The following is a 24,046-nucleotide window of genomic DNA, read 5'->3' as shown; positions in this document are numbered from 1 at the left end:
CATCCCGATGCAAGCTCGGGGCTGTCGTCCACGAACCGTATCCTCCGGCCTTTCCGATTCTTCAATGAGCACTGCGCGGTCCGCCTCCTCCCTGCAGCTCGCACGCGAGGCGCGTGAGCGTTTCGTGGCGGCCACGGAAGGTGCGATTGCTCCGATGGCCCAGGCCATCCGCGACCGCCTGAGCGCGGTGGCTTCCGATGTCGGCAGCGCGCGCACCATGCAGGAAAGCCGCGACGACCTCGTGGCGTTCCAGGGCCACGCCTCGCAGTGGGTGTCGCTCACGCAAGTCGGCTGGCGCAAGGCTCTGGGCACGGGCCCGGCGGGCGCCACCTCCTCGGCCCCCGCGGCACTGCGGCTGGAACTCATCGGCGACGAGGTGGTCGAGAGCAACATCCTCGCCTCGCGCCTCGCACAGACCATCCACGACAAGGCCAGCTTCGAACTCAGCGACCTGCGCCTGCGCATCCAGCACCTCGAAGGCACGCACGAGCTCGACGCCCGCGACGTGCTGAAACCCGAGACGCTGGCCAAGCTGCTGGTGGAACAGTGGCTGGCCGCCGGCCTGAGCCGCGAGGCCTGGGGCCGCGTGCAGGGCACGGTGCAGCAGGCGCTGGCCGACGTGGTCGTGAAGGCCTATGAAAGCGCCAACGCCTTCCTGATCGCGCAGGGCGTGATGCAGGAAATCGACCTCAAGAGCTTCGTGCGCCGCACGGGCGATGCGGGCGGTTCTTCGTCCATGGGCATGCCGACGTCGTCGAGCATGCCGATGGGGCAGGCTTCGCCGGCAGGTGCGGCGGTGTCGCGCGGCCCGCAGTCATCGCAGCCGCAGCAGCCACAGCGTCCAGGCTTCGCTTTCCAGGCGTCGGATGCGGCGTCGGTGCCGGCGTCAGGGCCGGCCTCCAGCTCGATGATGGCCAGCTCGCCGCTGGCCTTCGCACGGCAGCGCGCGCAGACCGCGCTGCTGAGCCTCAAGCGTTTCGTTGCCGCGCGCATCGGTGGTGAGGCCGGTGCCTCGCAACCGGGCGGGGTGACCGGCACCGGCGGCGGCGTGGCCGCACCCCGCGTGTTTTCACGCACTTTTGCCGGTGCCATCGCCGATGCCGAGGTCGCCTACCGCATGGCGGCCACGCAGTACATGGACGGCGGCGGCGAGCAGGCCACGCTGATCCAGCAGACCGCGGTCGATCTGCGTCGCCGCACTGCCGAACTCAAGAAGCGCGCGCCCACCACGGCCGACAAGGCCACGGTCGAGATCGTGGCGCTGATGTTCCAGGCCATCCTCGCGGAAGAGCGCATTCCGTTCTCCGCCCGCGTGTGGTTCGCGCGGCTGCAGATGCCCGTGCTGCGCGTGGCCATCGCCGAGCCCGAATTCTTCGGCACCCTGCAGCACCCTGCCCGCATGCTGATCGACCGCATGGGGTCCTGTGTGATGGGCTTCGACGCCGCCGCCATCACCGGCAGCGCGCTCGAGAACGAGATCAAGCGCGTGGTGCAGGTGATCGAGCAATACCCCGAAACCGGCCAGCGCGTGTTCAAGCTGGTGTTCGACGAGTTCGTTGCTTTTCTCGGCCGCTACCTCACGCAGAGCGACGCCACGCAGCGCGTCATGAGCGTGGCGCAGCAGGTCGAGCAGAAGGAGACGATGGCGATCCAGTACACCATCGAGTTGCGCAAGATGCTCAACGACATGCCGGTGCGCGACGAGATCCGCGAGTTCCTGTTCAAGGTCTGGGCCGAGGTGCTGGCCATCGCCGCGCTGCGCTATGGCGCGCAGGGTGAGCACACCGTGATGCTCAAGCGCGTGGCCTCCGAACTGGTCTGGGCCGCGAGCGCCAAGCCCAACCGCGCCGACCGGGCCCGCGTCATTCAAGACCTGCCGCAGCTGCTGCAGCGCCTGCGCCAGGGCATGGACCTGCTGGGCATCGTCGGCGAGCCGCAGGAAAGCCACATCAAGACCATCGGCGCCACGCTGACCGACGCCTTCATGTCGAAGACCGAGGCCATTCCCCAGGCCAAGATCGAAGCCATGGCCGAGCGGCTGGCGCACCTCGAAGACTTCGTGACCGACGACGGCAGCGCCTCCAGCCTGCCGCTCGACGCGCAGAGCATCGAGCTGCTGCTCGGCGTGGACGCGACCGCCATCGAGGTCATTCCCGACACCGCCGGCGTCAAGGTCGCGGAAGACATGCTCGCGTGGACCCACGAGCTGCAGGTGGGCAACTGGTTCATGCTGGACCACAACGACCGCGTGACCCAGGTCCAGTTCGTGTGGCGCAGCGACCGCAAGCAGCTGCACCTGTTCGCCTCGGCCGACGGCCGCAGCTTCCTCATCCAGGCGGGGCGGCTGGCGATGTACCTGCAGGCCGGTTTGCTGGTGCCGGCCGAGGAAGAAACGCTCACCGTGCGCGCCACGCGCGAGGCGCTGGCGAAGCTCGATGCGAATCCTGAGCGACTTCTGAATTAGTCAGCCAACTCGGCTGTTTTCTCTGTTCGCGAAACACCACGGAACTGGCGCTGCCTGGCCGTTGGTGTTGCCCCAGTAGGGGCTTAGCGCGCGCTCAGTGCGCTGTGCGACCTTCGCGGCTCTCGCAGAGTTCGTCGAGCACCAACGCATCGGGCTCGATGCCGGTGCTCCAGTGCACCATCAGCACGATGATCTTGAGTTCGTCCAGCGCCACCGGGTCGCCCGGTGCGGCCATTGCGCGCTCGACGACGATCTCGCGCAGGCCGCAGGGCAGCACGTTCGACAGTTCGAGAAAACGGATGAAGCCGAGGCATTCGGCGCCGAGGTGTTCCTGTTCCGACGGCGAGTACACGCGCATCGACTGGCTGGATTGGGGCAGTGCCGCTTCGGGCGCGCCGCGCAGCGTGACGCGGGCGGCGGTGATGGCGTTGTCGCCGTCGCTTTCAGGGGCGTGGTGGGGTTCGAACTGCAGGCCTTGCGTGGCAAGGCTCAGGCCGTCGAGCCACTGCAGGGCGTCGCGAATTTCTTCCGCCTCGAAACCGTGCGCACTGAGCTTGCGGCCCAGCTGTTCGGGTTCGGGGCAGGCATCGCCGCGCCAGTAGTTTTCATACACAAACACGAGCACTTCGAACATGGGGCCAATATAGCCCAGGAATCTGTCGTGCGTCCCCAGGCTTTCGTGCACTTCGCGCGTCAGCCGACGGCGGCTCTTTGGAACAGGCCGCCGGGCAAACGCGCCACATGCCCGTCGAGTTCAAGCTCGAGCATCTTCGCCTGCAGCATGGCCGCGCTCCAGCCGGTGCGCGCGCTCAACGCATCGAGGCTCACGGGATCGAAGCCGAGGGCGTCGAGCAGCGGATGCTCCGGGGCCGATGAAGGCGTGTCGTTGGCAACCGGGCGAGCGGCCGGCGCGAGCGGCGGCAACTCTTCGAGGATGTCGTTCACCGACTCGACCAGCTTCGCGCCTTGGCGGATCAGCGCATGGCAGCCGCGCGATTGCGGCGAGTGGATCGAGCCCGGGATCGCAAACACTTCCTTGCCCTGCTCCGACGTGAGCCGCGCGGTGATCAGCGAGCCCGACGCCAGTGCCGCCTCGACCACCAGCGTGCCGCGCGCCAGGCCCGCGATGAGGCGGTTGCGCTTGGGAAAGTTCTGCGTGAGCGGCGGCGTGCCCAGCGGCAGCTCGCTCACGATGAGCCCCTGCAGCGTGATGCGGTGCGCGAGGTCGCGGTGCCGCGCGGGGTAGACGCGGTCCAGGCCGGTGCCGACCACGGCCACGGTGGCGAGCACCGGTGCGTCGCCGGCCGCGTCGAGCGCGCCCAGGTGCGCCGCGCCGTCGATGCCGAGCGCCAGGCCCGAGATCACGGGCAGGCCGGCTTCGCCCAGCGCCCGCGCGAAGGCGCGCGCGTGGCTCGCGCCCTGCGGCGTCGGGTTGCGGCTGCCGACCACGGCGAGGCTGCGGCCGAGCTGCGTGAGGTCGAAGGCGGGGGCACCGAGCACGTAGAGCATCAGCGGTGGGTCGACCATCTCGAGCAGCGAACTCGGATAGGCGGCATCGCCGAGCGTCACGACGCGGCGCGTGACGGCGCCGCCGGTGGTGCCGTCCGCGGGGTGCAGCCATTGCCAGGTCATGTCGACCTGCGCCTGCAGGCCGGAGGGCAGCTGCTTCAGCGCGGCGGCCTGGGCGTTGCTGACGACTTCGCACAGCGCCGCTTCGGGCTGCGCGAAGATCGCTTCAGGCAGCCCGAAGGCCGCGAGCAGACGGCGTGCGGCGCCGTCGCCGACGCCAGGTGTCAGTGAAAGTCGCAGCCAGCCTGCGAGTTCTGCGCGTTCCAAACGAGTGTGCGAGAAAAAAGCCTCAGGCGCGTGTCAAGGATTGACGAGGAAGTCGCCGGCGCGGGGAGTGTCGTTGATTTCGAGCACCAATGCGTAAGAGACTTTCTCGAAGGTGCGAAACACCATCAGCAGGCCGATGCGTTCGTTCGGCAGCTTGATCGTTTCCTTGCGTGCGCCGGTGCGGTCGAGGATGGTCTCGCCGTTCTTCAGAATGGCCAGCACGTGGCCGTTGTCGACGCCGTCGCGCGTGCCCTTGTTGATGGCCACGACCTGGTTCTGCGCCGCGTACTGCACCGCGTTGCCATAGACCGAGATGATCCGTCCGTCGACCTGCGTCGACGGTGCGCGCGGTGCGTAGCTCAGCAGCTGGCGCGGCGGCTCGGGCAGCAGGCGGTCGCCGGCGCGCATTTCCTCGCGCGACGCAATGATGTCGATGCTGGCCGGCACGACCGTGATGACATCCTTGTCGCCGGTCGTCTCGATGGTGGTCGATTCGCCGCGTTGCAATTGCGCCTTGCCCAGGTACTGCGCCTCGTAGCCGAGGATCTCGCCGGTGCCGGGGTCTTTCAGCGGCGTGGCGCTGCGGAAGATGCGGTAGTGCTGCACCGGGCCGGGCTTTTCAACCAGCGGCGACTCGGCATTGCCGCGCGCATAGGCGCGGTCGCCGCGCGACAGCAGCACGCGGCTGTCGTTGCCGGCCACGATGCGCGGTGCGGCGTCGAGCGTGTTGGCGTCGACCACGATGGGTTCGCTGAGGAAGGGCTCGATCAGGCTCGGGTTGAGCGTGGGCAGGGCCATGCCCGCGAGCGAGTCGAAGCGGGTGCGCGGCGACAGCTTGATGGTGCCGCCGTCGCCGCCGGCCGCGCCGCGGCGGGTGGTCAGACGGGCGCGGCCGCCGCTCTTGTCCAGGTACAGCACCTGGCCCGGGTAGATGCGGTGCGGGTCCTGGATGTCATTGATGTTCATGCCCCAGAGTTCCGGCCAGCGCCAGGGGCGCAGCAGGTACAGGCGCGAAATGGCCCAGAGCGTGTCGCCGGGCTTGACGGTGTATTCGTCGGGCGCCTTCGGCGACAGTTCGCTCAGCGGCACGCCGGCTTGGGCGGTCTGCTGGGCGGTGGCGCGCTGCTGGGGCGTGACCGGGTAGGTCGTCTGCGCCCAGGCCGCCGTGGCGCCGCAACTGCTGGCCACCGCCAAGGCGGCCGTCCAGAAGGCAAAGAGGGTCGGGCGCTGGTGTTCGGTGGAGCTGGGCTGTGTCATGTCTGGATGGGTGAGCGCACGAAGTATCGTGGCGCATACGAATCTCACAATTTGCTACGAATTCTGCGCCCGAAGCCCTTGCAAGGGCAACGTTTTCGCGTCATTGCGCCGCGACGCGTCGCGGAATTGGCGAAAATAGCCACAACTTCCCCCCGATTTCATGGCCAAACGAATCATTCTGAGTTACCCCGACAAGCGCCTGCACACGGTGGCCAAGCCGGTGCAGGGCGTGGACGCGCGCATCAAGACGCTGGTGGCCGACATGCTGGAAACGATGTACGACGCGAGCGGCATCGGCCTGGCCGCGACCCAGATCGACGTGCACGAGCGCGTGGTGGTGATCGACGTCTCCGAAGAGCGCAACGAGCCGATCGTGCTCATCAACCCCGAAATCACCTGGGCCAGCGACGACAAGGTGCTCAACGAAGAGGGCTGCCTCTCGGTGCCCGGCATCTACGACGGCGTGATGCGCTCCACCTCGGTGAAGGTCCAGGCGCTCGACGCCGACGGCAACAGCCACACCCTCGAGGCCGACGGCCTGCTGGCCGTGTGCATCCAGCACGAGCTCGACCACCTGCTGGGCAAGGTGTTCGTCGAATACCTGTCGCCGCTCAAGCGCAACCGCATCAAGAGCAAGCTCCTCAAGCAGCAGCGCGAGGACCTGAAAGACGCACGGGTATGAGCCACCGGGCTGCGAGCGCGCTGGCCGCCGCCGGACTGTTGTTCCTGGCGGGTTGCGTCAGCGAACCCACGCGCATCCAGCCCGGCACCTCCGCCGCCGAGACCCTGCAGCGCCTCGGTGCGCCCACGGGCCGCTACCCGCTCAACGGCGGTGGCGAACGGCTGCAGTACTCGCGCATGCCGGCGGGCTTCGAAGTGGTCGACATCGACCTCGACGCGTCCGGCAAGGTCGTCTCGGTGACCCAGGTGCTGAGCGAGGTGCGCTTCGGCCACGACATCCAGGTCGACCGCTGGCGCCAGAACGACGTGCTGGCCTTCTACGGCAAGCCGTATGAAGTCAGCCGGGTCAGCTCCTTCGACGGCGCCGTCTGGACCTGGCGCTACAAGGCCATCAACGAGCGCCGCATGCTCTATATCTACATCGACCCCACCGGCGTGGTTCGCCGCTATCACACGGGGGATGACCTCGAATTCGAACGGGTCCGGGATTGAGCGCGTTGAAAGTCGTTTTTGCGGGCACGCCCGAGTTCGCGCGCGTCGCCCTGGAGGCCATTGCCGCCGCCGGCCATGACATCGTCGGCGTGATGAGCCAGCCCGACCGGCCTGCCGGTCGCGGCATGAAGCTGCAGGCTTCGCCCGTCAAGCAGTGCGCCGTTGCCAACAGCTGGCCCGTGGCGCAGCCGCGCAGCCTGCGGCTCGATGGCAAGTACCCCGACGAGGCCACCGCCGCGCGCGACACGCTGCTGGCGTGGCAGCCCGACGTGATGGTGGTCGCGGCCTACGGGCTGATCCTGCCGCAGTGGGTGCTCGACTTGCCGCTGCACGGCTGCCTCAACATCCACGCCAGCCTGCTGCCGCGCTGGCGCGGCGCCGCGCCGATCCACCGCGCCATCGAGGCCGGCGACACGCAGACCGGCATCACGATCATGCAGATGGACGCGGGCCTGGACACCGGCGACATGCTGCTGCGCGAGTCGGTCGACATTGCCCCCGACGACAACACCGCCCGCCTGCACGACCGGCTGGCCGCGCTCGGCGGCCGCATGGTGGTCGAGGCGTTGGCGCAGATCGGGCAACTGGTTCGCACGCCGCAGCCCACCGAAGGCATCACCTACGCCCACAAGGTCGAGAAGCACGAAGCGCTGATCGACTGGACGCAGCCGGCCGGCGCCATCGTGCGCCGTGTCCTGGCCTTCGATCCGTTCCCCGGCGCCAACAGCCCGCTCGGCGGCGAGACCGTCAAGCTCTGGGCCGCGCACGTGGCGCCCGGCACCGCAGGCGCTGCGCCCGGCACCATCGTCTCGGCCGACGCAACCGGCGTCGCCGTGGCGGCGTCGGATGCAACCGTGGTGCTCACCGAACTGCAACGTCCGGGTGGCAAACGCCTGCCCGCGGCCGATTTCCTGCGCGGCTTCGACCTGAAGGCCGGCCAGGTCTTCGGCTGATGTTCCTCTCGCCCACACTGCGCCGCCAGCCCGAGTTCCGCGCCGGCATGCGCGACATGGCCTCGGCCGCGCTCGGCATCGGCGCCTGGGGCCTGATGACCGGCGTGGCCATGGTCAAGTCGGACATGAGCGTGCTCGAGGCCGTGGCGATGACCTTGTTCGTCTACGCTGGCAGCTCGCAACTGGCCGCCATTCCGCTGCTGGCCGCGGGCGCACCGGCCTGGGTGATCCTGGCGACGGGCTTCTGCGTCAACCTGCGCTTCGTGGTGTTCAGCCTGCACCTGCGGCCCTACCTCATGCACATGCCGCGCTGGCGCCGCCTGCTGCACGGCTACCTGACGGCCGACCTGAGCTACGCGCTTTTCACGAAGCAGTACACGGCCCCACCGACGACGGCCGTCGAGCAGCTGTCGCAAGAGGCCTACCTCACCGGCAACTACTTCGTGACCTGGTGCGCGTGGATGGGCATGAGCCTGCTGGGCATCGCGCTGGCCAACTTCATTCCGCAGACCTGGGGCCTGGGCTTTGCCGGCGTGCTGAGCCTGGTGGCCATCGTCTGCTCGATGGCGACGACCCGGCTGCGCGTGCTGGCCGCGCTCATCGCGGGCGCCACGGCGGTCGCGGCCTACGCGCTGCCGCTCAAGCTCAACATCGTGGTCGCGATCGGCGTGGCCGTGCTGCTGTGCTTCTGGCTCGAAAAGCAGTTCGGGCTCGACCCCGACGCGGAGGACGACAAGTGAGCGGCGGCACCGACTGGTGGTCCATCGCCGTGATCGCGGGCCTCGCGGCCGTCACCGTGCTCACGCGCTGCTTCTTCTTCATCCTCGACCGGCCCTGGGGCCTGCCCGAGTGGGCGCACCGCGCGCTGCACTACGCACCGGCCGCCGCGCTGGCCGGCGTGATCGCGCCCGAGATCGTGATGACGCAGGGCCACCTGATCACCACGCTGCATGACGCCCGCCTCTATGCGGCGGTCGTCGGCGGTGCTTACTACTTCTGGCGGCGCGGCGTGCTCGGCACGATGCTGGCGGGCATGGCGGTCTACCTGCCCCTGCACCTCGGCCTGGGCTGGTAGGCCGGGCGGCCGCCGCCGGGCCGCCCCAAGGCGGGCCGCGCCTCCCCCTCGGGGGGTGGAGTTACACGCAGCGAAGCGGAGTGAAAAGCCGGGGGGCCTTTCAATCGAGCTTCACGCCCGCGGTCTTGATGATGTTGCCCCAGCGCTCGCTCTCCGCGCGCGAGAGCTTGTAGAAGTCCTGCGGCGTGCCGGGCAGCGCCTCGAAGCCGAACTCCGAGAACAGCTTCACCACCTTCGGTGCCTTCATCGCCTTGTGCAGCTCGGTGTTGATGCGCGCCACGGCCTCGGGCGGCATGCCGGCCGGGCCGATCAGGCCGTGGAAGGCGTAGGCGTTGACGTCGCTGAAGCCGGCCTCGACGAAGGTCGGCACCTCGGGCAGGGCGCTGGCGCGCTGCGGCAGCGCAATGGCCAGCACGCGCACCTTGCCCGACTTGATGATCGGCAGGCCCGAGGCCAGGTCGAGCATCATCGTCGGCACCTGGCCGCCCATCACGTCGGTCATGGCGGGCGCGGCGCCCTTGTACGGCACGTGCGTGATCGTGAGGCCGGCCTTCTGCTTGAACAGCTCCATCGCCATGTGGTGCGGCGAGCCGTTGCCGGGCGAGGCGTAGCTCACCTTCTCGGGGTTGGCCTTCACGTAGCGCACGAACTCCGCCACGTTCTTCGCGGGAAAGTCCGGGTGCACGACCAGCGCCACGGGAAAGCGCCCGATGGTGCCGATGTAGGTGAAGTCGGTCGCCGGCTTGTAGGGCAGCTTGGCGAACATGTGCTCGTTGAACAGCAGTGCCGCGTTCTCGGCCTGCATGATCGTGTAGCCGTCGGGCTTGGCCTGCATCATCACGGACACGCCGATGTTGGTCGATGCGCCGGGGCGGTTGTCGATGATCAGCGGCTGTCCGAGCGACGGCTGCATGGCCTCGGCCAGCGAACGCGCGAGGTTGTCGGTGCCGCCGCCGGCCACGTAGGGCACGATCCATTTCACGGGCTGGCTGGGGTAGGCCGCCGGCTGCGCCGACGCGAAGGGTGCGGTGGCGAGCGCAAGGGCTGCGGCCAGCAGGGGAAGGAAGCGTTTCATCGTTTTGTCTCCGTTGCTTTGTTGAAAAAATCAGTGAAGGTCGGCTCAGGTCCCGCGCAGGACCTGCCAGAGTTCCTGGTCGCGCTCGGCGGTCCACACGACCGGGTGCTCGATGCCGCGCAGTTCGTCATACGCGCGTGACACGTCGAACGGCAGCACGTGCTGGAACACCGGCCAGCCGCCGAAGCGCGGCGTCATGGCCGCCTCGGCGCGCGCGAAGCAGCCCTTGAGCGTGTCGCCCGCGGCGATGCCTGCGCGCACGCTGTCGAGCAGCGTCGAGAGAAAATCCTTCGTGAGCCCGATCGCCTCGGCGCAGGTCGCTTCGCCCTGCAGCACCGCGCCGCGCCCGGGCACCAGCACGCGCGGTTGCAGCGCGCGCACCGCGTCGAGCGTGCCGGCCCAGTCACCGATGTAGGCGTCGCCCGCGTACACGCCGCAGTGGTTCTCGACCACGTCGCCCGAGAACAGCACGTCGCAGTCGGGCAGCCAGGCGACGGTGTCGCCGCCCGAGTGGCCGCGGCCCAGCGCCATCAATTGCAGCTCGCGGCCGCCGCCGAGCGGCAGCGTCATCTCGCGTTCGAAGACCGTGGTCGGGAAGGTCAGGCCCGGAATCTCTTCCACGCCCGCGAACAGGCGCGGAAAGCGGCCCACCTCCGATTCGAAGTCGGCCTGGCCGCGCGTGCGGATCCAGTCGAGCGTGCCGTTGCTGGCGATGATCTCCTGCACCTCGTCGAAGGCGCTCGCGCCCATCACGCGCACCGCGTGATAGTGCGTGAGCACGATGGTGCGGATCGGCTTGTCGGTGACGCCGCGGATCGCCGCGAGAAAGTCGCGCGCCATGCGCGGCGTGGGGCGGGTGTCGATCAGCACCACGTGCTCCTCGCCGACGACGAAGCCGCAGTTGGGATCGAAGTCGCTGATGTAGCCGTAGGCGCCCGGCGCGAGTTCCTGCAGCCGGGGCTTCTGCTCCCGGGTGTCGGAGGCGGAAGCGAAAGAGACGGGAGCGGTCATGGAAGTGTTGTCGTGGTCGTGGGGATGTCTTCGTCGGCCTCGGCCGCCGCGCGGATGCACGCGAGCAGCACGGCCTGGTCGGCGCACTGGCTGGCCAGCAGCAGCACGAGGCGGGCGTTGAGGTCGGCGCTCTGCGCCTCGGTGCGGCCTTCGTGCGCGGCCAGCAGGGCGGCGTAGAAGCCGTCGGGGTCGGGGATGCGGGGCTCGGTGATCATGAGGACGAAGCGGTGAGTGCGAGCGCTGTGCGCACGGCAGCGGTGATCGTGTCGGGGGTGGCCTGCGCAAGGAGCGCAGCGCGGTAGGCATCGGGGCGCACGAGCACGAAGCCGCCCACGTTGGGGTCGATGCCGAGGTGGCGCGCCAGCGTCTCGTCGGCCTGCAAGGTCGGCAGGCCGCTGTCACCGCCCACGGCCAGCAGGCGCAGCGGCAATCCGGCCGTGGCGTCGCACGCCGCCTGCGCCTGCGCGCGCGTCGGTGCGAACCACAGGCCCAGGCACTGCGTGCCCTCGGCCAACAGCTGCATCAGCGTGGTCTCTCGTCCGTCGGCCCACTGCAGCGGCAGGTTCTGCACCGTGCGCGCGCCTTCGGGCAACTGCGGCGCGGCGGGATAGTCGTTGGCGACCGACATGCGGCCCGTGTTGACCAGCGCACGCGCGAAGGTGTGGCGCTTGGCCAGCGCCACCACGGCGCGGCGCAGCGTGTGCTCGGCCGGCGAACGTGGCGCAAGAAAACGCGCCGAGCGACTCGTGACCGTCAGGTTCTCCTGCGCGGCCGGGCGGCGTTCGGCGTCGTAGCTGTCGAGCAGCGCATCGCCGGCCTGTCCTTGCGCAACCAGCGCGAGTTTCCAGCCGAGGTTGGCCGCGTCCTGGATGCCGGTGTTGCCGCCGCGCGCGCCGAAGGGGCTCACCACATGCGCGGCGTCGCCGATGAAGCACACGCGGCCGTGGCGGAAGCGCTCGAGCAAGTGGTCGCGGTAGCCGTAGGGGCCGATCCACACGAACTCGAAAGCCACGTCGGGCCCGAGCTGTTCGCGCAATCGCGCGCCGGCCACCTCGGGGCGGCTGATTTCGGCCGGGTCGCAGTCTTCGGGCATCTGGTAGTCGATGCGCCACACGCCGTCGGCCATCAGGTGCTGCCACACGCCGCGGCCTTCGTTGAAGGGTGCGTCGACCCAGGTCCAGCGCTCAGTGGGCAGCGGCTTCTCGAAGCGCACATCGGAGATGCACCAGCGGTCGGTGCTGCGCGAGGCATGCGACTCGACACCGAGCTGCGTGCGGATCGGGCTGTTCGCGCCCGTGGCGTCGATCAGGTGGTCGGCCTCGATCGTGTAGCTGCCGGCGGGCGTCTCGATGTCGATGCGCACGCCGTCGGCCAATGGCTCGACACGCGTCACGCGGCTCTTCCAGCGCAGGTCGGTCACGCCGAGTTCGAGAATGCGATCGACCAGGAACCACTCGATGTAGAACTGCTGCAGGTTCACGAAAGGCGGCTGCTTCGAGACGCTCGTGGCTTGCAGGTTGAAGTTGTAGACCTCTTCGTCGCCCGAGAAGGTGCGACCGAACGACCAGGTGATGCCCTTGGCCGCGATGCGCGCGTAGATGCCCAGGCGCTCGAAGATCTCCAGGCTCTTCTGCGCGTAGCAGATGCCGCGCGACGAGGCGCCGCGCACGCCCACGGTGTCGTCCTCGTCGAGCAGCACGGCGCGCACGCCGCGTTGCGCGAGGTCGCAGGCCAGCGTGAGGCCCGAGGGGCCGGCGCCGACGATCACGACCGGGTGGCGCACGACCTGTGCGCTGCCGAGTTCGGGCGGCGGCGTGAAGGGCCAGACCGGCAGCTCGTAGGCCGGCGCGAATGCAAAGCTTTCCATGGTGTCGGGGCTCACAGCGCGTGGGCGAATTCGGCGATGGCGTCCGCCGCTTGCGGAATCAGCTCGGGCTGGCCCGCCAGGTAATGGTTGCCGCCGACGATGTCGACGTTGCGGATGCGCGCGCCGCCCGCGGCCATCCAGGCGTCGCGCGTGCTCGGGAAGGTCGACTGGTCGCCGGTGTAGGTCAGCAGCAGCTTCGGCACCGTGGTGCGCGCGAGGTTGGTGGGCCCGTCGGCCTGCGAGCGCGACGACCACTGCGAGAGGAACGCGGTCAGCGAGGTGGTGCGGCCCATCGCGTTGGCCGAGTAGTTCACCTGGCGCGCATCGCCCCAGACGCTGCCGGGCAGGCGCGCGTTCGCATCGAGCGACAGGTCGATGCAGCGCGGGTCGGCGTGCGTGCGGTAGACGACGAAGGTCTGGTCGCGCGGCGCGCCCGGCGTGCTGCGCAGCAATGCGAGGCGGTCGAGGCACCACTGTTCGATGCGGTCCAGCCGCGCTTTTTGCGCTGCGCTGAAGCGCGCGAGAAAGTCGGCCTCGTAGGGCACGCGGTGGCGCGGGTCGTACATGTCGAGCTCGGGGTCGACCGAGAGCGGGTCGTGCTCGTCGGTGACCGAAGGGTCGATCCAGTCGCGCATGAGCCGCGTGCGGCCCAGGTGCGCGGCGCACAGCGCGAGGCCGTCGATCGGGGGCAGGTCGCTCTGGTGCAGGTGGGTCGGGTCCCCGTCGGGCAGGTGCGTGGCCGTGAGCTGTTCGGCCTGCGCCTGGTAGAAGGCCGCGAGCGCCGCGCCGCCCGAGTTGCCGACCAGGAACACCTTCTCGTAGCCGGCCGCGCGCAGGTACTGCACGCCGGCGCCCAGGTCCTGGATGGCGCGCTCCATCAGCAGCACCGTGTCGTTGCCGACGAAGCGCGAGTTCAGGCCCATGCAGCAGATGCCGCGCTCGGCCAGCGGGCCGATCAGGTAGTGGCCCATGAAGTTGCTGGTCGGGTGCATCACGATGGCCGCGATCTTTTTCGGCCCCGGCGGCGCGCGGAAGGCGCCGTAGATGCGCGGGCGCAGCAACTGCAGGCCCGACTGGCTGTCCATGGCCGCGCCGGGCTTCACGTCGATGACGGCGAGTTGCAGCTCAGACATGCGAGGCGCCTCCGGCGGCGGCACGCAGCGCGGCCTTGCGTGCGGTCCACGCGTCAAGGTCGGAGTGGGCATGGCGCGCATGCGCGTCCATCTCGGCCTGCGGCACGGTCGGCGTGGTGAGTTCCACGCGGATGCCGTTGGGGTCGAAGAAGTAGATCGACTCGATGATGTGGTGGTCGGTCACGCCCAGCACCTCGATGCCGGCGCCTTCGAGCCGCGCCTTGGCGGCGAGCAGGTCGTCCCCCGAGTCGACGCGCAGCGCGATGTGGTTCACCCACGACGGCGTGTTGGGCGAGGGCAGCGCGGCGGTGTCGTCGCCCAGGTCGAAGAAGGCGATGTACGCGCCGTCGCGCATCTGGAAAAAGATGTGCACGTAGGGGCAGTACTCGCCCGTGCTCGGCACGTGGTCGTTCTTGATGACGTGGGCCAGCGGCAGGCCCAGCAGGTCTTCGTAGAAGTGGCGGGTTTCCTCGCTGTCGCGGCAGCGCCAGGCGAAATGGTGCAGCCCGCGAATGGGCGGCGCGGACGTGGGGGCGGTCGTCGTCGGCATGCGTGTCTCCGTTGAGGCCGCGATTGGGCAATGCCGCGTCTTATGATGCAATCGAAATTAATTCATCGATTGATGAAATAACCATATATATGAACCTCACCCTGCGCCAGCTGCGCGCCTTCGCCGCCGTGGCCGAAACCGGCAGCTTCACCGCCGCCGCCGGGCAGCTGCACCTCACGCAGTCGGCGCTCAGCGTGCTGGTGCGCGAGCTCGAGCGCGAGATGGGCGTGCAGCTGCTCGACCGCAACACGCGGCGCGTGCAGCTGTCGGAGGCGGGGCGCGAGTTCCTGCCGTCGGTGCACCGCCTGCTCGGCGACCTCACGAGCGCGGTAGCCGGCGTGACTGATCTGCGTGACAAGAAGAAAGGGCTGTTGCGGCTTGCAGCACCGCAGCTCATGGCCTGCACCTTGATGCCGCGCGTGATCGCCGCCTACCGCGAGGCCTATCCCGATGTCGACGTGCGCCTGGCCGACACGCTGCCCGAGCACCTGCTGCTGGGCGTGGCGGCCGGCGACGTCGAACTGGCCGTGGGCCAGGACGTGACGGTGGACGCCGCCGCCATCGAGCGCCGCACGCTGTTCCGCGACCGCCACTGGCTGATCTGCCCGCCCGGCCACGCCTTTGCCAAGCGCCGCAAGGTGCGCTGGCACGAGCTGGCGCCCTACACCTTCATTGCGCCCACGCGCGACTTTCGCCAGCGCGTGCTGCCCGAGCTGGGGCCCGAGGAGCGCGCGTACATGCTGCGGCCCGGCACGCAGGAGGTGTCGTACATGACCACCGCGCTCGGCATGGTGGCCTCGGGGCTGGGGCTGACCGTGTGCCCGACGTATTCGGCGTCGCTGGTGCGTGCGCACGGGCTGCAGATGGTGCGGCTCGAGTCGCCCGACTTCCACCGCGAGGTGTGCGTGTACAGCGCAGCGCGGCGTTCGTTGTCGCCCGCGGCGGCGAGCTTCGTCGGCATCCTCGCGCAGTTTGCGACCGCGCAGCCGAAAGCCTGAAAAACATCGAAGCGGCGCAACAGGCGCACAGAGGCGCCGGAGGGTGAAAACTACAATGCACGCAGTCCCGCCTTTCCGTCTTTCACCATCCTCAGACCCATGAACGTCATTCGATTCACCGACCTCTGTGCGCAAGGCAAGGCCGCCGGCCAGCGCGTCTTCATCCGTGCCGACCTCAACGTGCCGCAAGACGACGCCGGCAACATCACCGAAGACACGCGCATCCGCGCCTCGGTGCCCTGCATCCAGTTGGCGCTCGATGCCGGCGCGGCCGTGATGGTCACCTCGCATCTGGGCCGTCCGACCGAAGGCGAGTTCAAGCCCGAAGACTCGCTGGCCCCCGTCGCCAAGCGCCTGGGCGAGCTGCTGGGTCGTGAAGTTCCGCTGGTGGCCAACTGGGTCGACGGCGTCGACGTGAAGCCCGGCCAGGTCGTGCTGCTCGAGAACTGCCGCGTCAACAAGGGCGAGAAGAAGAACGACGAAGCGCTGGCCCGCAAGCTGGCCGCGCTCACCGACATCTACGTGAACGACGCCTTCGGCACCGCCCACCGCGCCGAAGCCACCACCTACGGCATCGCCCAGTTCGCCAAGATTGCCGCGGCCGGCCCGCTGCTGGCGGCCGAAATGGACGCCATCAGCAAGGCGCTGGCCCAGCCCAAGCGCCCGCTGGTCGCCATCGTGGCGGGCTCGAAGGTCAGCACCAAGCTCACCATCCTGAAGAGCCTGTCGGCCAACGTCGACCAGCTGATCGTCGGTGGCGGCATCGCCAACACCTTCATGCTGGCCGCGGGCCTTTCGATCGGCAAGTCGCTGGCCGAGCCCGACCTGCTCGACCAGGCCAAGGCCGTGATCGACGCCATGCGCGCGCGCGGCGCCGACGTGCCGATCCCGGTCGACGTGGTCACGGCCAAGACCTTCGCGGCCGACGCGCCCGCCACCGTCAAGGCCGCCACCGACGTGGCCGACGACGACCTGATCCTGGACATCGGCCCCAAGACATCGGCCATCCTGGCCGCGCAGCTGCGCGAAGCCGGCACCATCGTGTGGAACGGCCCGGTCGGTGTGTTCGAGTTCGACGCCTTCGCGGGCGGCACCAAGGCCATCGCGCAGGCGATTGCCGAGAGCAGCGCCTTCTCGATCGCCGGCGGTGGCGACACCCTGGCGGCCATCGCCAAGTACGGCATCGAAAAGCAGGTCGGCTACATCTCGACCGGCGGCGGCGCCTTTCTCGAGGTGCTGGAGGGCAAGACCCTGCCGGCCTTCGAGATCCTGGCCAAGCGCGCGGCCGGCTGATTTCGGCGGCGGTCCGGCGACGGAGGGGAAATCCCTCGGGGCGACTGACTTCCGTTCGACACACAAAGTGTATACAGTAGCGAATACAAAACGGAGACCCCCTTCATGAGCACGGACCGCATTCCCCGCCACGCCACCAAGATCGTCGCCACCCTCGGCCCGGCGTCCAACACGCCCGAACTGCTGGAGCAGATGATCCTGGCCAAGGTCAGCGTGGTGCGGCTGAACTTCAGCCACGGCACCGCGCAGGACCACATCAACCGCGCCGCCATGGTGCGCGAAGCGGCCCGCAAGGTGGGCCGCGAGGTGGCCATCATGGCCGACCTGCAGGGCCCGAAGATCCGCGTCGGCAAGTTCGCGCAGGGCAAGATCTGGCTCGAACCCGGCGCCAAGTTCGTGCTCGACGCCTCGCGCACCGAGCCGGGCGACATCGATGCCGTCGGCCTCGACTACAAGGACCTGCCGCGCGACGTGAAGCCCGGCGACAAGCTGCTGCTGAACGACGGCCTGATCGTGCTCACGGTCGACGGCGTCAAGGGCGACGCGGTGTACACCACCGTCAAGCTGGGCGGCGAGCTGTCGAACAACAAGGGCATCAACAAGCAGGGCGGCGGCCTCACGGCGCCCGCGCTGACGGCCAAGGACATGGAAGACATCAAGACCGCGATGAGCTTCCAGGCCGACTACGTGGCCGTGAGCTTCCCCAAGAACGCCACCGACATGGAAATGGCGCGCCAGCTGTGCAACGTGGCGGCGGCCGAGTACGGCCACAAGCCCGGCATGATCGCCAAGATCGAGCGCGCCGAAGCCATTCCGAAGCTCGAAGAAATCCTGCGTGCCAGCGACGGCATCATGGTCGCCCGCGGCGACCTGGCCGTGGAAGTCGGCAACGCCGCCGTGCCCGCGCTGCAGAAAAAGATGATCCGCATGGCGCGCGACATGGACAAGGTGGTCATCACCGCGACCCAGATGATGGAGTCGATGATCACCAACCCCGTGCCCACGCGCGCCGAGGTGAGCGACGTGGCCAACGCCGTGCTCGACGGCACCGACGCCGTGATGCTCTCGGCCGAAACCGCCTCGGGCCGCTACCCGCTCGAGACCGTGCAGGAAATGAGCCGCATCTGCGAAGCCGCCGAAGGCGCCGAAGACCAGACGCTCGACGCCGATTTCAGCGGCAAGACCTACAGCCGCATCGACCAGTCGATCGCCATGGGCGCGCTGTTCACGGCGCACCACCTGGGCGCCAAGGCCATCGTGGCGCTCACCGAATCGGGCTCCACCATCCTGTGGATGAGCCGCCACCGCGCGCACATTCCCATGTACGCACTGACCTCGCGCCTGGCCACGCAGCGCAAGCTGGCGCTGTACCGCAACGTGCGCCCGCTGCTGATGGACTCGCAGACCGACCGCGACACCGCGCTCGAACAGGCGGAAGCCCATCTGAAGAAGCGCGGCATCGTGCAAACCGGCGACGTGTACGCGATCACCTGCGGCGAGCCGATGGGCGCGCCCGGCGGCACCAACATGCTCAAGATCTGCCGCGCAAGCTGAGTTCGTTCACTCGCAGCCAAGCAAAGGCCGGCACATGCCGGCCTTTTTCATTGCGCGGTTGGGTTCAGCCGTTGCGGAACAGGAAGCTGTAGGCGTTGAGCGCCGGCACGCCGCCCAGGTGCGCATACAGCACCTTCGAGCCCGCCGGAAACTCCCCGAGCCGCACCTTCTCGATCATCCCGTGCATCGACTTGCCCTCGTACACCGGGTCGGTCAGCATGCCCTCGAAGCGCGCGCTCAAACGGATCGCCTCCAGCGTGCCTTCGTTCGGCAGCCCGTACTCGGGCCCGCCGAAGCGGCGGTCGAGCACCACGTCTTGCTCGGTGATGTCGCGGCCCAGCTCGACCAGCTCGGCCGTGTTTTTGGCGATGCGCAGGATCTGGTCATAGGTCTGCTGCGGCTTGGCCGAGGCGTCGATGCCGATCACCCGGTCGGCGCGGCCGTCGACCGCGAAGCCCACCACCATGCCGGCTTGCGTGCTGCCCGTGACCGAGCAGACCACGATGTAGTCGAACTTGAAGCCCAACTCGGCCTCCTGCTGGCGCACTTCCTCGGCAAAGCCCACGAAGCCCAGGCCGCCGCGCGGGTGCTCGGAGCAACCGGCCGGAATCGGGAAGGGCTTGCCGCCGGCCGCGCGTACGTCGGCCATGGCCTGCTCCCAGCTCTGGCGGATGCCGATGTCGAAGCCAGCCGCGTCCAGCCGCACGTCGGCGCCGAGGATGCGCGACATCTCGATGTTGCCGACCCGGTCGTACACCGCATCGGAGTAGTTGACCCAGTTCTCCTGCACCAGCACGCACTTCAGGCCCAGGTGTGCGGCCACCGCGGCCACCTGCCGCGTCTGGTTCGACTGGATGCCGCCGATCGACACCAGCGTGTCGTAGCCGCCTTCGAGCGCCTCGGGAATCAGGTACTCCAGCTTGCGCGTCTTGTTGCCGCCGAAGGCCAGGCCGCTGTTGCAGTCCTCGCGCTTGGCGTAGAGGTCGACCTTGCCGCCGAGATGGGCGCTCAGGCGCTTCAGCGGCTGGATCGGCGTGGGGCCGAAGGTCAGGACGTGGCGGGGGAATTTCTTCAGGTTCATCGACGCGGCTCCGAGAGGTGGGGGTGAAGCTGTCGATCGTAGGAAGAAGGGTTTGCAATGTGCTTGCGAAGTTCGCTGGATTCGCTGCTCAAAAGAAGGCAGGATGGCCAGGAAGACAGTTTTTCATCCGGGAAGGAAGCCATGAGCACAACAAAGTTGCGCGCCCCGACCGAGCTCGATCGCACCGACCGCGCGATCCTGCGCGCCCTGCAGCGCGACGCCTCGGTGTCGAACGTGGCGCTGGCCGCCAAGGTGAACCTCAGCGCTCCGGCCTGCCTGCGGCGGGTCGAGCGGCTCAAGGCCAGCGGGCTCATCAAGGGCGTGGTCGCCCTGCTCGACCCCGATGCGCTCGACGTCGGCATGCTCGTGATGATCGGCGTGGTGCTCGACCGCTCCACGCCCGACTCCTTTGCCGATTTCGAGAAGGCGGCGCAGAAGGTGTCGGGCTGCCTCGAATGCCACGTCGTCACGGGCGAGTTCGACTACTTCATGCTCGTGCGCACCCGCGACAACGACAGCTTCAACCGCCTGCATGCCGAGCAGCTGCTGTACCTGCCGGGCGTGCGGCAGATCCGGACGTTCGTGGTGCTCAAGCAGGTGCTGTCGACCACGCAGTTGCCGATCTGAAAAAGTTGAAAAAGAGCTGCGCGGCAGTACCCGTGACGCCCGGGGTGGCGTCGGTGCTGTCCCACAAGGGGGCTCGGTAGAATCGGGGTAGTTTTCTCCCGACTTTCCGCCTTCTCTTTTTTCCCGTTTTTTCTATTCCCACGAGGTATTTCCCATGGCACTCGTCTCGATGCGCGAACTGCTGGACCACGCCGCCGCCAACGGCTACGGCATTCCGGCCTTCAACGTCAACAACCTGGAACAGGTCCAGGCCGTCATGGAGGCCGCCAAGGAAACCGGTGCGCCCGTCATCCTGCAAGCCAGCGCCGGCGCCCGCAAGTACGCGGGTGAAGCCTTCATCAAGCACCTGATCCAGGCCGCCATCGAGCAGTACCCGAACATCCCGCTGGTGATGCACCAGGACCATGGCCAGAGCCCCGACGTCTGCAAGGGCGCCATCGAACTGGGCTTCAGCTCGGTCATGATGGACGGCTCGCTCGAGGCCGACGGCAAGACCATCGCCAGCTACGACTACAACGTGGACGTCACCAAGAAGGTGTCGGACATGGCCCACCGCCTGGGCGTGACCGTCGAAGGCGAGCTCGGCTGCCTCGGTTCGCTCGAAACCATGAAGGGCGACAAGGAAGACGGCCACGGCACCGACGACACCATGACGCGCGAGCAACTGCTGACCGACCCCGAGCAGGCCGCCGACTTCGTCAAGCGCACCCAGATCGACGCGCTGGCCATTGCCATCGGCACCAGCCACGGCGCCTACAAGTTCACGCGCGAGCCCACCGGCGACATCCTGGCGATCGACCGCATCAAGGAAATCCACCGCCGCATTCCCAACACCCACCTGGTGATGCACGGCTCGTCGAGCGTGCCGCAAGAGCTGCTGGCCATCATTCGCCAGTACGGCGGCAACATGAAGGAAACCTATGGCGTGCCCGTCAAGGAAATCCAGGAAGCCATCAAGCACGGCGTGCGCAAGATCAACATCGACACCGACATCCGCCTGGCGATGACCGGCGCCGTGCGCAAGTTCCTGGCCGAGAACCCCGAGAAGTTCGACGCCCGCGAATGGCTCAAGCCCGCGCGCGAAGCCGCCAAGCTGATCTGCAAGCAGCGCTACATCGAGTTCGGCTGCGAAGGCCAGGGCGCCAAGATCAAGGGCGACACGCTGCAGGTCGTCGCTGCCAAGTACGCCAAGGGCGACCTGGCGCAGCAAGTCATCTAACGAAGACAGACTGCGCGCCGCAGGCCACCGCTCGCGGTGGCTTTTTTCTGCGCGCACAATCCGCTTTCCCCGTCACCGTTTCCCAGCCGAGCATCCGTCCATGACCACCGTTCACACCTCCTCCATCCAGAGCCTGCCCCTGCTTGCGCGCGGCAAGGTGCGCGACAACTACGCCGTCGGCGAAGACCGCATCCTGATGGTCGCGAGCGACCGGCTCAGCGCCTTCGACGTTATCATGGGCGAGCCCATCCCCGGCAAGGGCGAGATCCTCACCAAGATGGCGCTGTGGTGGTTCGACCGCCTGGGCGCGCTGTGCCCCAACCACCTGACGGGCGAAGCGCCCGAGAGCGTGGTGCAGCCCGACGAGGTGGCGCAGGTCACGGGCCGCTCGATGCTGGTCAAGCGCCTGCGCCCGATCCCGGTCGAGGCCGTGGTGCGCGGCTACCTGGCCGGCAGCGGCTGGAAGGAATACCAGGACAACCGCGCCGTCTGCGGCGTGCCGCTGCCCGAGGGCCTGACCAACGCGAGCAAGCTGCCGCGCCCGATCTTCACGCCCGCTGCCAAGGCCGCGGCCGGCGAGCACGACGAGAACATCAGCTACGAGCGCGTGGTCGAGATCGTCGGCCCCAAGCTGGCCCAGCAGATCCGCGAGATCAGCATCGCCATCTACGAGGCCGCGGCCCAGATCGCGCTCACCAAGGGCATGATCATTGCCGACACCAAGTTCGAGTTCGGCCTGGACGAGAACGACACGCTGGTGCTCATGGACGAAGTGCTCACGCCCGACAGCTCGCGCTACTGGCCGGTCGAGGGCTACGAGGCCGCTCTGGCCGCCGGCACCAACCCCCCGAGCTACGACAAGCAGTTCGTGCGCGACTGGCTCGAAGCCACCAAGATCAACGGCAAGCCCTGGGACAAGACGCCCCCGGCGCCGCGCCTGCCGGCCGAAGTCATCGAGAAGACGGCCGCCAAGTACCGTGAGGCGCTGGACCGCCTCACCCACGGCTGATCGATCCTTTTTTTGCTTAACGGTTGCCGCTGCTGAGCAGCGCGACCGTGCGGCCGCCCGCATCGAGCAGCGCGAGCCGCCCCGGCGCCAGCCGGTAGCTGGCCGTGCTCTGCAGCGCCGACAGGAACTGCGCCTCGTTGGCGCCGCGCACCGGGTCGGCGCAGGCCATGCGCGTTGCGGCCATCTGGCCGAGCTTGAGCGACACGCCCGCGCGCGTGAACGATCCCGTGACGCGGTTGCAGCCGCCCGACCCGCTGACCCGTCCGCTGTTGCGGTCGAACTGCAGCTGGGCATCGCCGCCCGGCGCGATGGGCTCGTCGCCCAGTTGCACCAGGCGCCACACCGGCCCTTCGATCGGCTCGTCGAGACTGATGCCGCTGCCGCAACCGGTGAGCGCGGTCAGCAGCAGCGCGGCCGAGGCAACGGCGGGAAGCGCGGTACGGCGGGCGAAGGAACGCATGGCCAATTTTCCTTTTCAATCTGCAACAAGTTAAAACCGGCGCCATCGTATGCGACGCCGTGACCGGTGCGAAGACAGGCCCGTCGGCGCGTCCGGGCTTCTTCTTCAGGCGGCCAGCGCCGCGAGGGCCACGCCGCCCGCGAGGCGCGCCTCGACGCAGCGGCGCACGCTGGCGGGCGTGCCGTCCTGTGCCAGCAGCGAGGGCCACTCGGCCTGGGCCTGGCGCACGGTGTCGCGCGCGATGGCCATCAAGCGTGCCGGCCGCAGCAGCCCGGCCGCGCGCAGCAGCGCCTCCAGCGCGGGCCCGTCGAACGCGCGCAGCGTGGCGTCGATGGCGCGGTTGACGCCGTAGTCGTGCGCCGGCACGTCCTCGAAGAAGGCGGCCACGCAGACCGGGTCGTACAGCGGCGCGAGCACCGGCGCCACGCCGTCGGGGTAGCGCAGCGCCCAGTTCTTCAGGTGCGCGTCGCTGTTGCCCAGCAGGATGAAGGCGACCAGGCGGCGCACGCACTCGCGCACGTCGGCCACCGGGTGGGGCGACAGGCGGTCGAGCACGCGCAGCATCGCGGGCCAGTCGGTGGCCAGCCCGCGGCCGTACTTCTGGCGCGGCTCGTACTGCAGCACCTGCGCGAACTCTTCCATGTGGATGCGTCCGCCCTCGGGCGTGCGGTCGAAGCGGCGCACCGCCAGGATCTGCGCGAACGGCACCTGTTCGGGCAGGTCGGCATCGGCGCGGTCGATCACGTGGGCCTGCGCGCAGTCGAGGCCGAGCGCGCCGCACAGGCGGTAGCCGGTGTATTCGTTGGCGACCAGGTCGGGGTGGCGCGTGCTCGGCAGCTTGAGGATGAACGAGCCCGCCGCGCCGTGGCGCTTGACCACGTAGCGCCGCCCGTCCTGCACCGCCGAGAACTTGGTCACCACACCGGGGATGGCGGCGGCGTCTTCCACCGGCATCTCGACAAAGCCGGGTTCGAGCACGTCGAGCCCCAGCGCCGTGTGCCAGTGGCGCACGGTGTCCGGAATGCCTTCGGACGTGGGCACGGGCTCGACCTCGAGCGCGCCCATCAGGTCGTGGCCGGCGGCGGCCAGCAGCTCGAACTCGTCGTCGGCCGCGCAGCCGCGCAGCTGCGCCAGACGCTCGCGGTTGTGGCCCTCGGGCAGCAGGTTCTGGAAGTAGCTGGGCCAGCGGCCGTCGCTGCGCGACACGCGGGTGTCGCGCGCCGACGCGAGGATGGCGCGCGTGGCGGCCTCATCCGCGCCGCGGTAGGCCAGCGACAACGTGGGGCGGCCCGGGTCGGCGATGTAGGCCTCGTCGAACGACACACGCAGGATGTCGCCGTACTGCGAGAGGTAACCGATGGCGCGCCGCCCGCCACCGGGCAGGTGCAGGTGCATCCGCAGGTAGCGGATG

Annotated in this window: 24 protein-coding genes; 12 read left to right on the top strand and 12 right to left on the bottom strand. The window is 68.7% G+C overall.

Annotation, left to right across the window (positions count from 1 at the left end; genetic code table 11):
- The first annotated feature begins 64 nt into the window (after positions 1 to 64).
- Positions 65 to 2,464, top strand: coding sequence for a DUF1631 family protein (locus AAG801_RS09985; protein ID WP_341888247.1), 2,400 nt, complete (start codon positions 65 to 67; stop codon positions 2,462 to 2,464).
- 94 nt (positions 2,465 to 2,558) lie between these two features.
- On the opposite strand, the gene AAG801_RS09980 is transcribed toward AAG801_RS09985, so the two are convergent.
- The 3 genes from AAG801_RS09980 to AAG801_RS09970 are packed head-to-tail and all read right to left on the bottom strand — an operon-like array spanning position 2,559 to position 5,557.
- Positions 2,559 to 3,098, bottom strand: a complete 540-nt coding sequence (locus AAG801_RS09980; protein ID WP_341888246.1) for a DUF494 domain-containing protein — start codon at positions 3,096 to 3,098, stop codon at positions 2,559 to 2,561.
- A gap of 59 nt (positions 3,099 to 3,157) precedes the next feature.
- The gene (dprA, locus tag AAG801_RS09975) at positions 3,158 to 4,300 is read right to left on the bottom strand and encodes a DNA-processing protein DprA (protein ID WP_341888245.1); all 1,143 of its coding nucleotides are present in this window, start codon (positions 4,298 to 4,300) and stop codon (positions 3,158 to 3,160) included.
- A gap of 33 nt (positions 4,301 to 4,333) precedes the next feature.
- A complete protein-coding gene (locus tag AAG801_RS09970; protein ID WP_341888244.1) occupies positions 4,334 to 5,557 on the bottom strand; it encodes a LysM domain-containing protein in 1,224 nt (407 codons plus the stop codon).
- A gap of 160 nt (positions 5,558 to 5,717) precedes the next feature.
- On the opposite strand from AAG801_RS09970, the gene def reads away from it, so the two are divergent.
- Genes def through AAG801_RS09945 form a run of 5 tightly spaced genes read left to right on the top strand, consistent with a single transcriptional unit; the run spans position 5,718 to position 8,758 of the window.
- A complete protein-coding gene (gene def / locus AAG801_RS09965) occupies positions 5,718 to 6,239 on the top strand; it encodes a peptide deformylase (protein ID WP_341888243.1) in 522 nt (173 codons plus the stop codon).
- On the top strand, positions 6,236 to 6,730 hold the full coding sequence (locus AAG801_RS09960; protein ID WP_341888242.1) for a hypothetical protein: 495 nt from the start codon (positions 6,236 to 6,238) through the stop codon (positions 6,728 to 6,730). Before def ends, AAG801_RS09960 begins: the two co-directional genes overlap by 4 nt.
- Positions 6,727 to 7,683, top strand: a complete 957-nt coding sequence (fmt, locus tag AAG801_RS09955) for a methionyl-tRNA formyltransferase (RefSeq protein ID WP_341888241.1) — start codon at positions 6,727 to 6,729, stop codon at positions 7,681 to 7,683. The genes AAG801_RS09960 and fmt overlap by 4 nt, the downstream gene beginning before the upstream one ends.
- Complete coding sequence (locus AAG801_RS09950; protein WP_341888240.1) at positions 7,683 to 8,423, top strand: AzlC family ABC transporter permease; 741 nt, start codon at positions 7,683 to 7,685, stop codon at positions 8,421 to 8,423. Before fmt ends, AAG801_RS09950 begins: the two co-directional genes overlap by 1 nt.
- Complete coding sequence (locus AAG801_RS09945; RefSeq protein ID WP_101490876.1) at positions 8,420 to 8,758, top strand: AzlD domain-containing protein; 339 nt, start codon at positions 8,420 to 8,422, stop codon at positions 8,756 to 8,758. Before AAG801_RS09950 ends, AAG801_RS09945 begins: the two co-directional genes overlap by 4 nt.
- A 100-nt stretch (positions 8,759 to 8,858) precedes the next feature.
- Here AAG801_RS09945 and AAG801_RS09940 read toward each other — a convergent pair whose 3' ends face one another.
- Genes AAG801_RS09940 through AAG801_RS09915 form a run of 6 tightly spaced genes read right to left on the bottom strand, consistent with a single transcriptional unit; the run spans position 8,859 to position 14,394 of the window.
- Positions 8,859 to 9,833: a tripartite tricarboxylate transporter substrate binding protein gene (locus AAG801_RS09940; protein ID WP_341888239.1), complete on the bottom strand. Its 975-nt coding sequence runs from the start codon at positions 9,831 to 9,833 to the stop codon at positions 8,859 to 8,861.
- Positions 9,834 to 9,878: 45 nt separating this feature from the next.
- On the bottom strand, positions 9,879 to 10,844 hold the full coding sequence (locus tag AAG801_RS09935) for an MBL fold metallo-hydrolase (RefSeq protein WP_341888238.1): 966 nt from the start codon (positions 10,842 to 10,844) through the stop codon (positions 9,879 to 9,881).
- A complete protein-coding gene (locus AAG801_RS09930) occupies positions 10,841 to 11,059 on the bottom strand; it encodes a DUF2783 domain-containing protein (RefSeq protein ID WP_341888237.1) in 219 nt (72 codons plus the stop codon). The genes AAG801_RS09935 and AAG801_RS09930 overlap by 4 nt, the downstream gene beginning before the upstream one ends.
- Positions 11,056 to 12,711: an FAD-dependent oxidoreductase gene (locus tag AAG801_RS09925; RefSeq protein WP_341888236.1), complete on the bottom strand. Its 1,656-nt coding sequence runs from the start codon at positions 12,709 to 12,711 to the stop codon at positions 11,056 to 11,058. Before AAG801_RS09925 ends, AAG801_RS09930 begins: the two co-directional genes overlap by 4 nt.
- An 11-nt stretch (positions 12,712 to 12,722) precedes the next feature.
- Positions 12,723 to 13,844 carry an alpha/beta hydrolase gene (locus tag AAG801_RS09920; protein WP_341888235.1) on the bottom strand — a complete coding sequence of 374 codons (1,122 nt, stop codon included), beginning with the start codon at positions 13,842 to 13,844 and terminating at the stop codon, positions 12,723 to 12,725.
- Positions 13,837 to 14,394 (bottom strand): VOC family protein, encoded by a 558-nt coding sequence (locus tag AAG801_RS09915; RefSeq protein WP_341888234.1) that lies wholly within the window; start codon positions 14,392 to 14,394, stop codon positions 13,837 to 13,839. The genes AAG801_RS09920 and AAG801_RS09915 overlap by 8 nt, the downstream gene beginning before the upstream one ends.
- Positions 14,395 to 14,483: 89 nt before the next feature.
- Here AAG801_RS09915 and AAG801_RS09910 point away from each other — a divergent pair, with 89 nt between their 5' ends.
- The 3 genes from AAG801_RS09910 (at position 14,484) to pyk (ending at position 18,239) form a co-directional block, all read left to right on the top strand.
- Positions 14,484 to 15,392, top strand: a complete 909-nt coding sequence (locus AAG801_RS09910; protein WP_341888233.1) for a LysR family transcriptional regulator — start codon at positions 14,484 to 14,486, stop codon at positions 15,390 to 15,392.
- A gap of 99 nt (positions 15,393 to 15,491) precedes the next feature.
- Complete coding sequence (locus AAG801_RS09905) at positions 15,492 to 16,685, top strand: phosphoglycerate kinase (RefSeq protein WP_101490884.1); 1,194 nt, start codon at positions 15,492 to 15,494, stop codon at positions 16,683 to 16,685.
- Between the two features lie 105 nt (positions 16,686 to 16,790).
- Positions 16,791 to 18,239 carry a pyruvate kinase gene (gene pyk / locus AAG801_RS09900; RefSeq protein WP_101490885.1) on the top strand — a complete coding sequence of 483 codons (1,449 nt, stop codon included), beginning with the start codon at positions 16,791 to 16,793 and terminating at the stop codon, positions 18,237 to 18,239.
- Positions 18,240 to 18,303: 64 nt separating this feature from the next.
- Here the strand turns inward: pyk and AAG801_RS09895 are convergent, their stop codons facing one another.
- A complete protein-coding gene (locus tag AAG801_RS09895; protein WP_341888232.1) occupies positions 18,304 to 19,320 on the bottom strand; it encodes a 1-aminocyclopropane-1-carboxylate deaminase in 1,017 nt (338 codons plus the stop codon).
- A 141-nt stretch (positions 19,321 to 19,461) separates the two neighbouring features.
- Here AAG801_RS09895 and AAG801_RS09890 point away from each other — a divergent pair, with 141 nt between their 5' ends.
- The 3 genes from AAG801_RS09890 to AAG801_RS09880 all read left to right on the top strand — a co-directional run bounded on the left by AAG801_RS09890 (position 19,462) and on the right by AAG801_RS09880 (position 22,175).
- On the top strand, positions 19,462 to 19,947 hold the full coding sequence (locus AAG801_RS09890) for an Lrp/AsnC family transcriptional regulator (RefSeq protein ID WP_341888231.1): 486 nt from the start codon (positions 19,462 to 19,464) through the stop codon (positions 19,945 to 19,947).
- 154 nt (positions 19,948 to 20,101) lie between these two features.
- A complete protein-coding gene (gene fba / locus AAG801_RS09885; RefSeq protein WP_101490888.1) occupies positions 20,102 to 21,166 on the top strand; it encodes a class II fructose-bisphosphate aldolase in 1,065 nt (354 codons plus the stop codon).
- Positions 21,167 to 21,266: 100 nt separating this feature from the next.
- On the top strand, positions 21,267 to 22,175 hold the full coding sequence (locus AAG801_RS09880) for a phosphoribosylaminoimidazolesuccinocarboxamide synthase (protein WP_101490889.1): 909 nt from the start codon (positions 21,267 to 21,269) through the stop codon (positions 22,173 to 22,175).
- Between the two features lie 16 nt (positions 22,176 to 22,191).
- Here the strand turns inward: AAG801_RS09880 and AAG801_RS09875 are convergent, their stop codons facing one another.
- Both AAG801_RS09875 and AAG801_RS09870 read right to left on the bottom strand, forming a co-directional pair.
- Positions 22,192 to 22,635, bottom strand: a complete 444-nt coding sequence (locus AAG801_RS09875) for an META domain-containing protein (protein ID WP_192194095.1) — start codon at positions 22,633 to 22,635, stop codon at positions 22,192 to 22,194.
- Positions 22,636 to 22,740: 105 nt separating this feature from the next.
- Entirely contained in the window at positions 22,741 to 24,030 is a 1,290-nt protein-coding gene (locus tag AAG801_RS09870) for a type II toxin-antitoxin system HipA family toxin (protein ID WP_341888259.1), read from the bottom strand.
- Between the last annotated feature and the right edge of the window lie 16 nt (positions 24,031 to 24,046).

It is taken from the genome of Variovorax sp. YR752 (assembly GCF_943372545.1).
The sequence above is the reverse complement of the archived record's forward strand: the minus strand, read 5'-3'. Positions and strand labels throughout refer to the sequence as shown.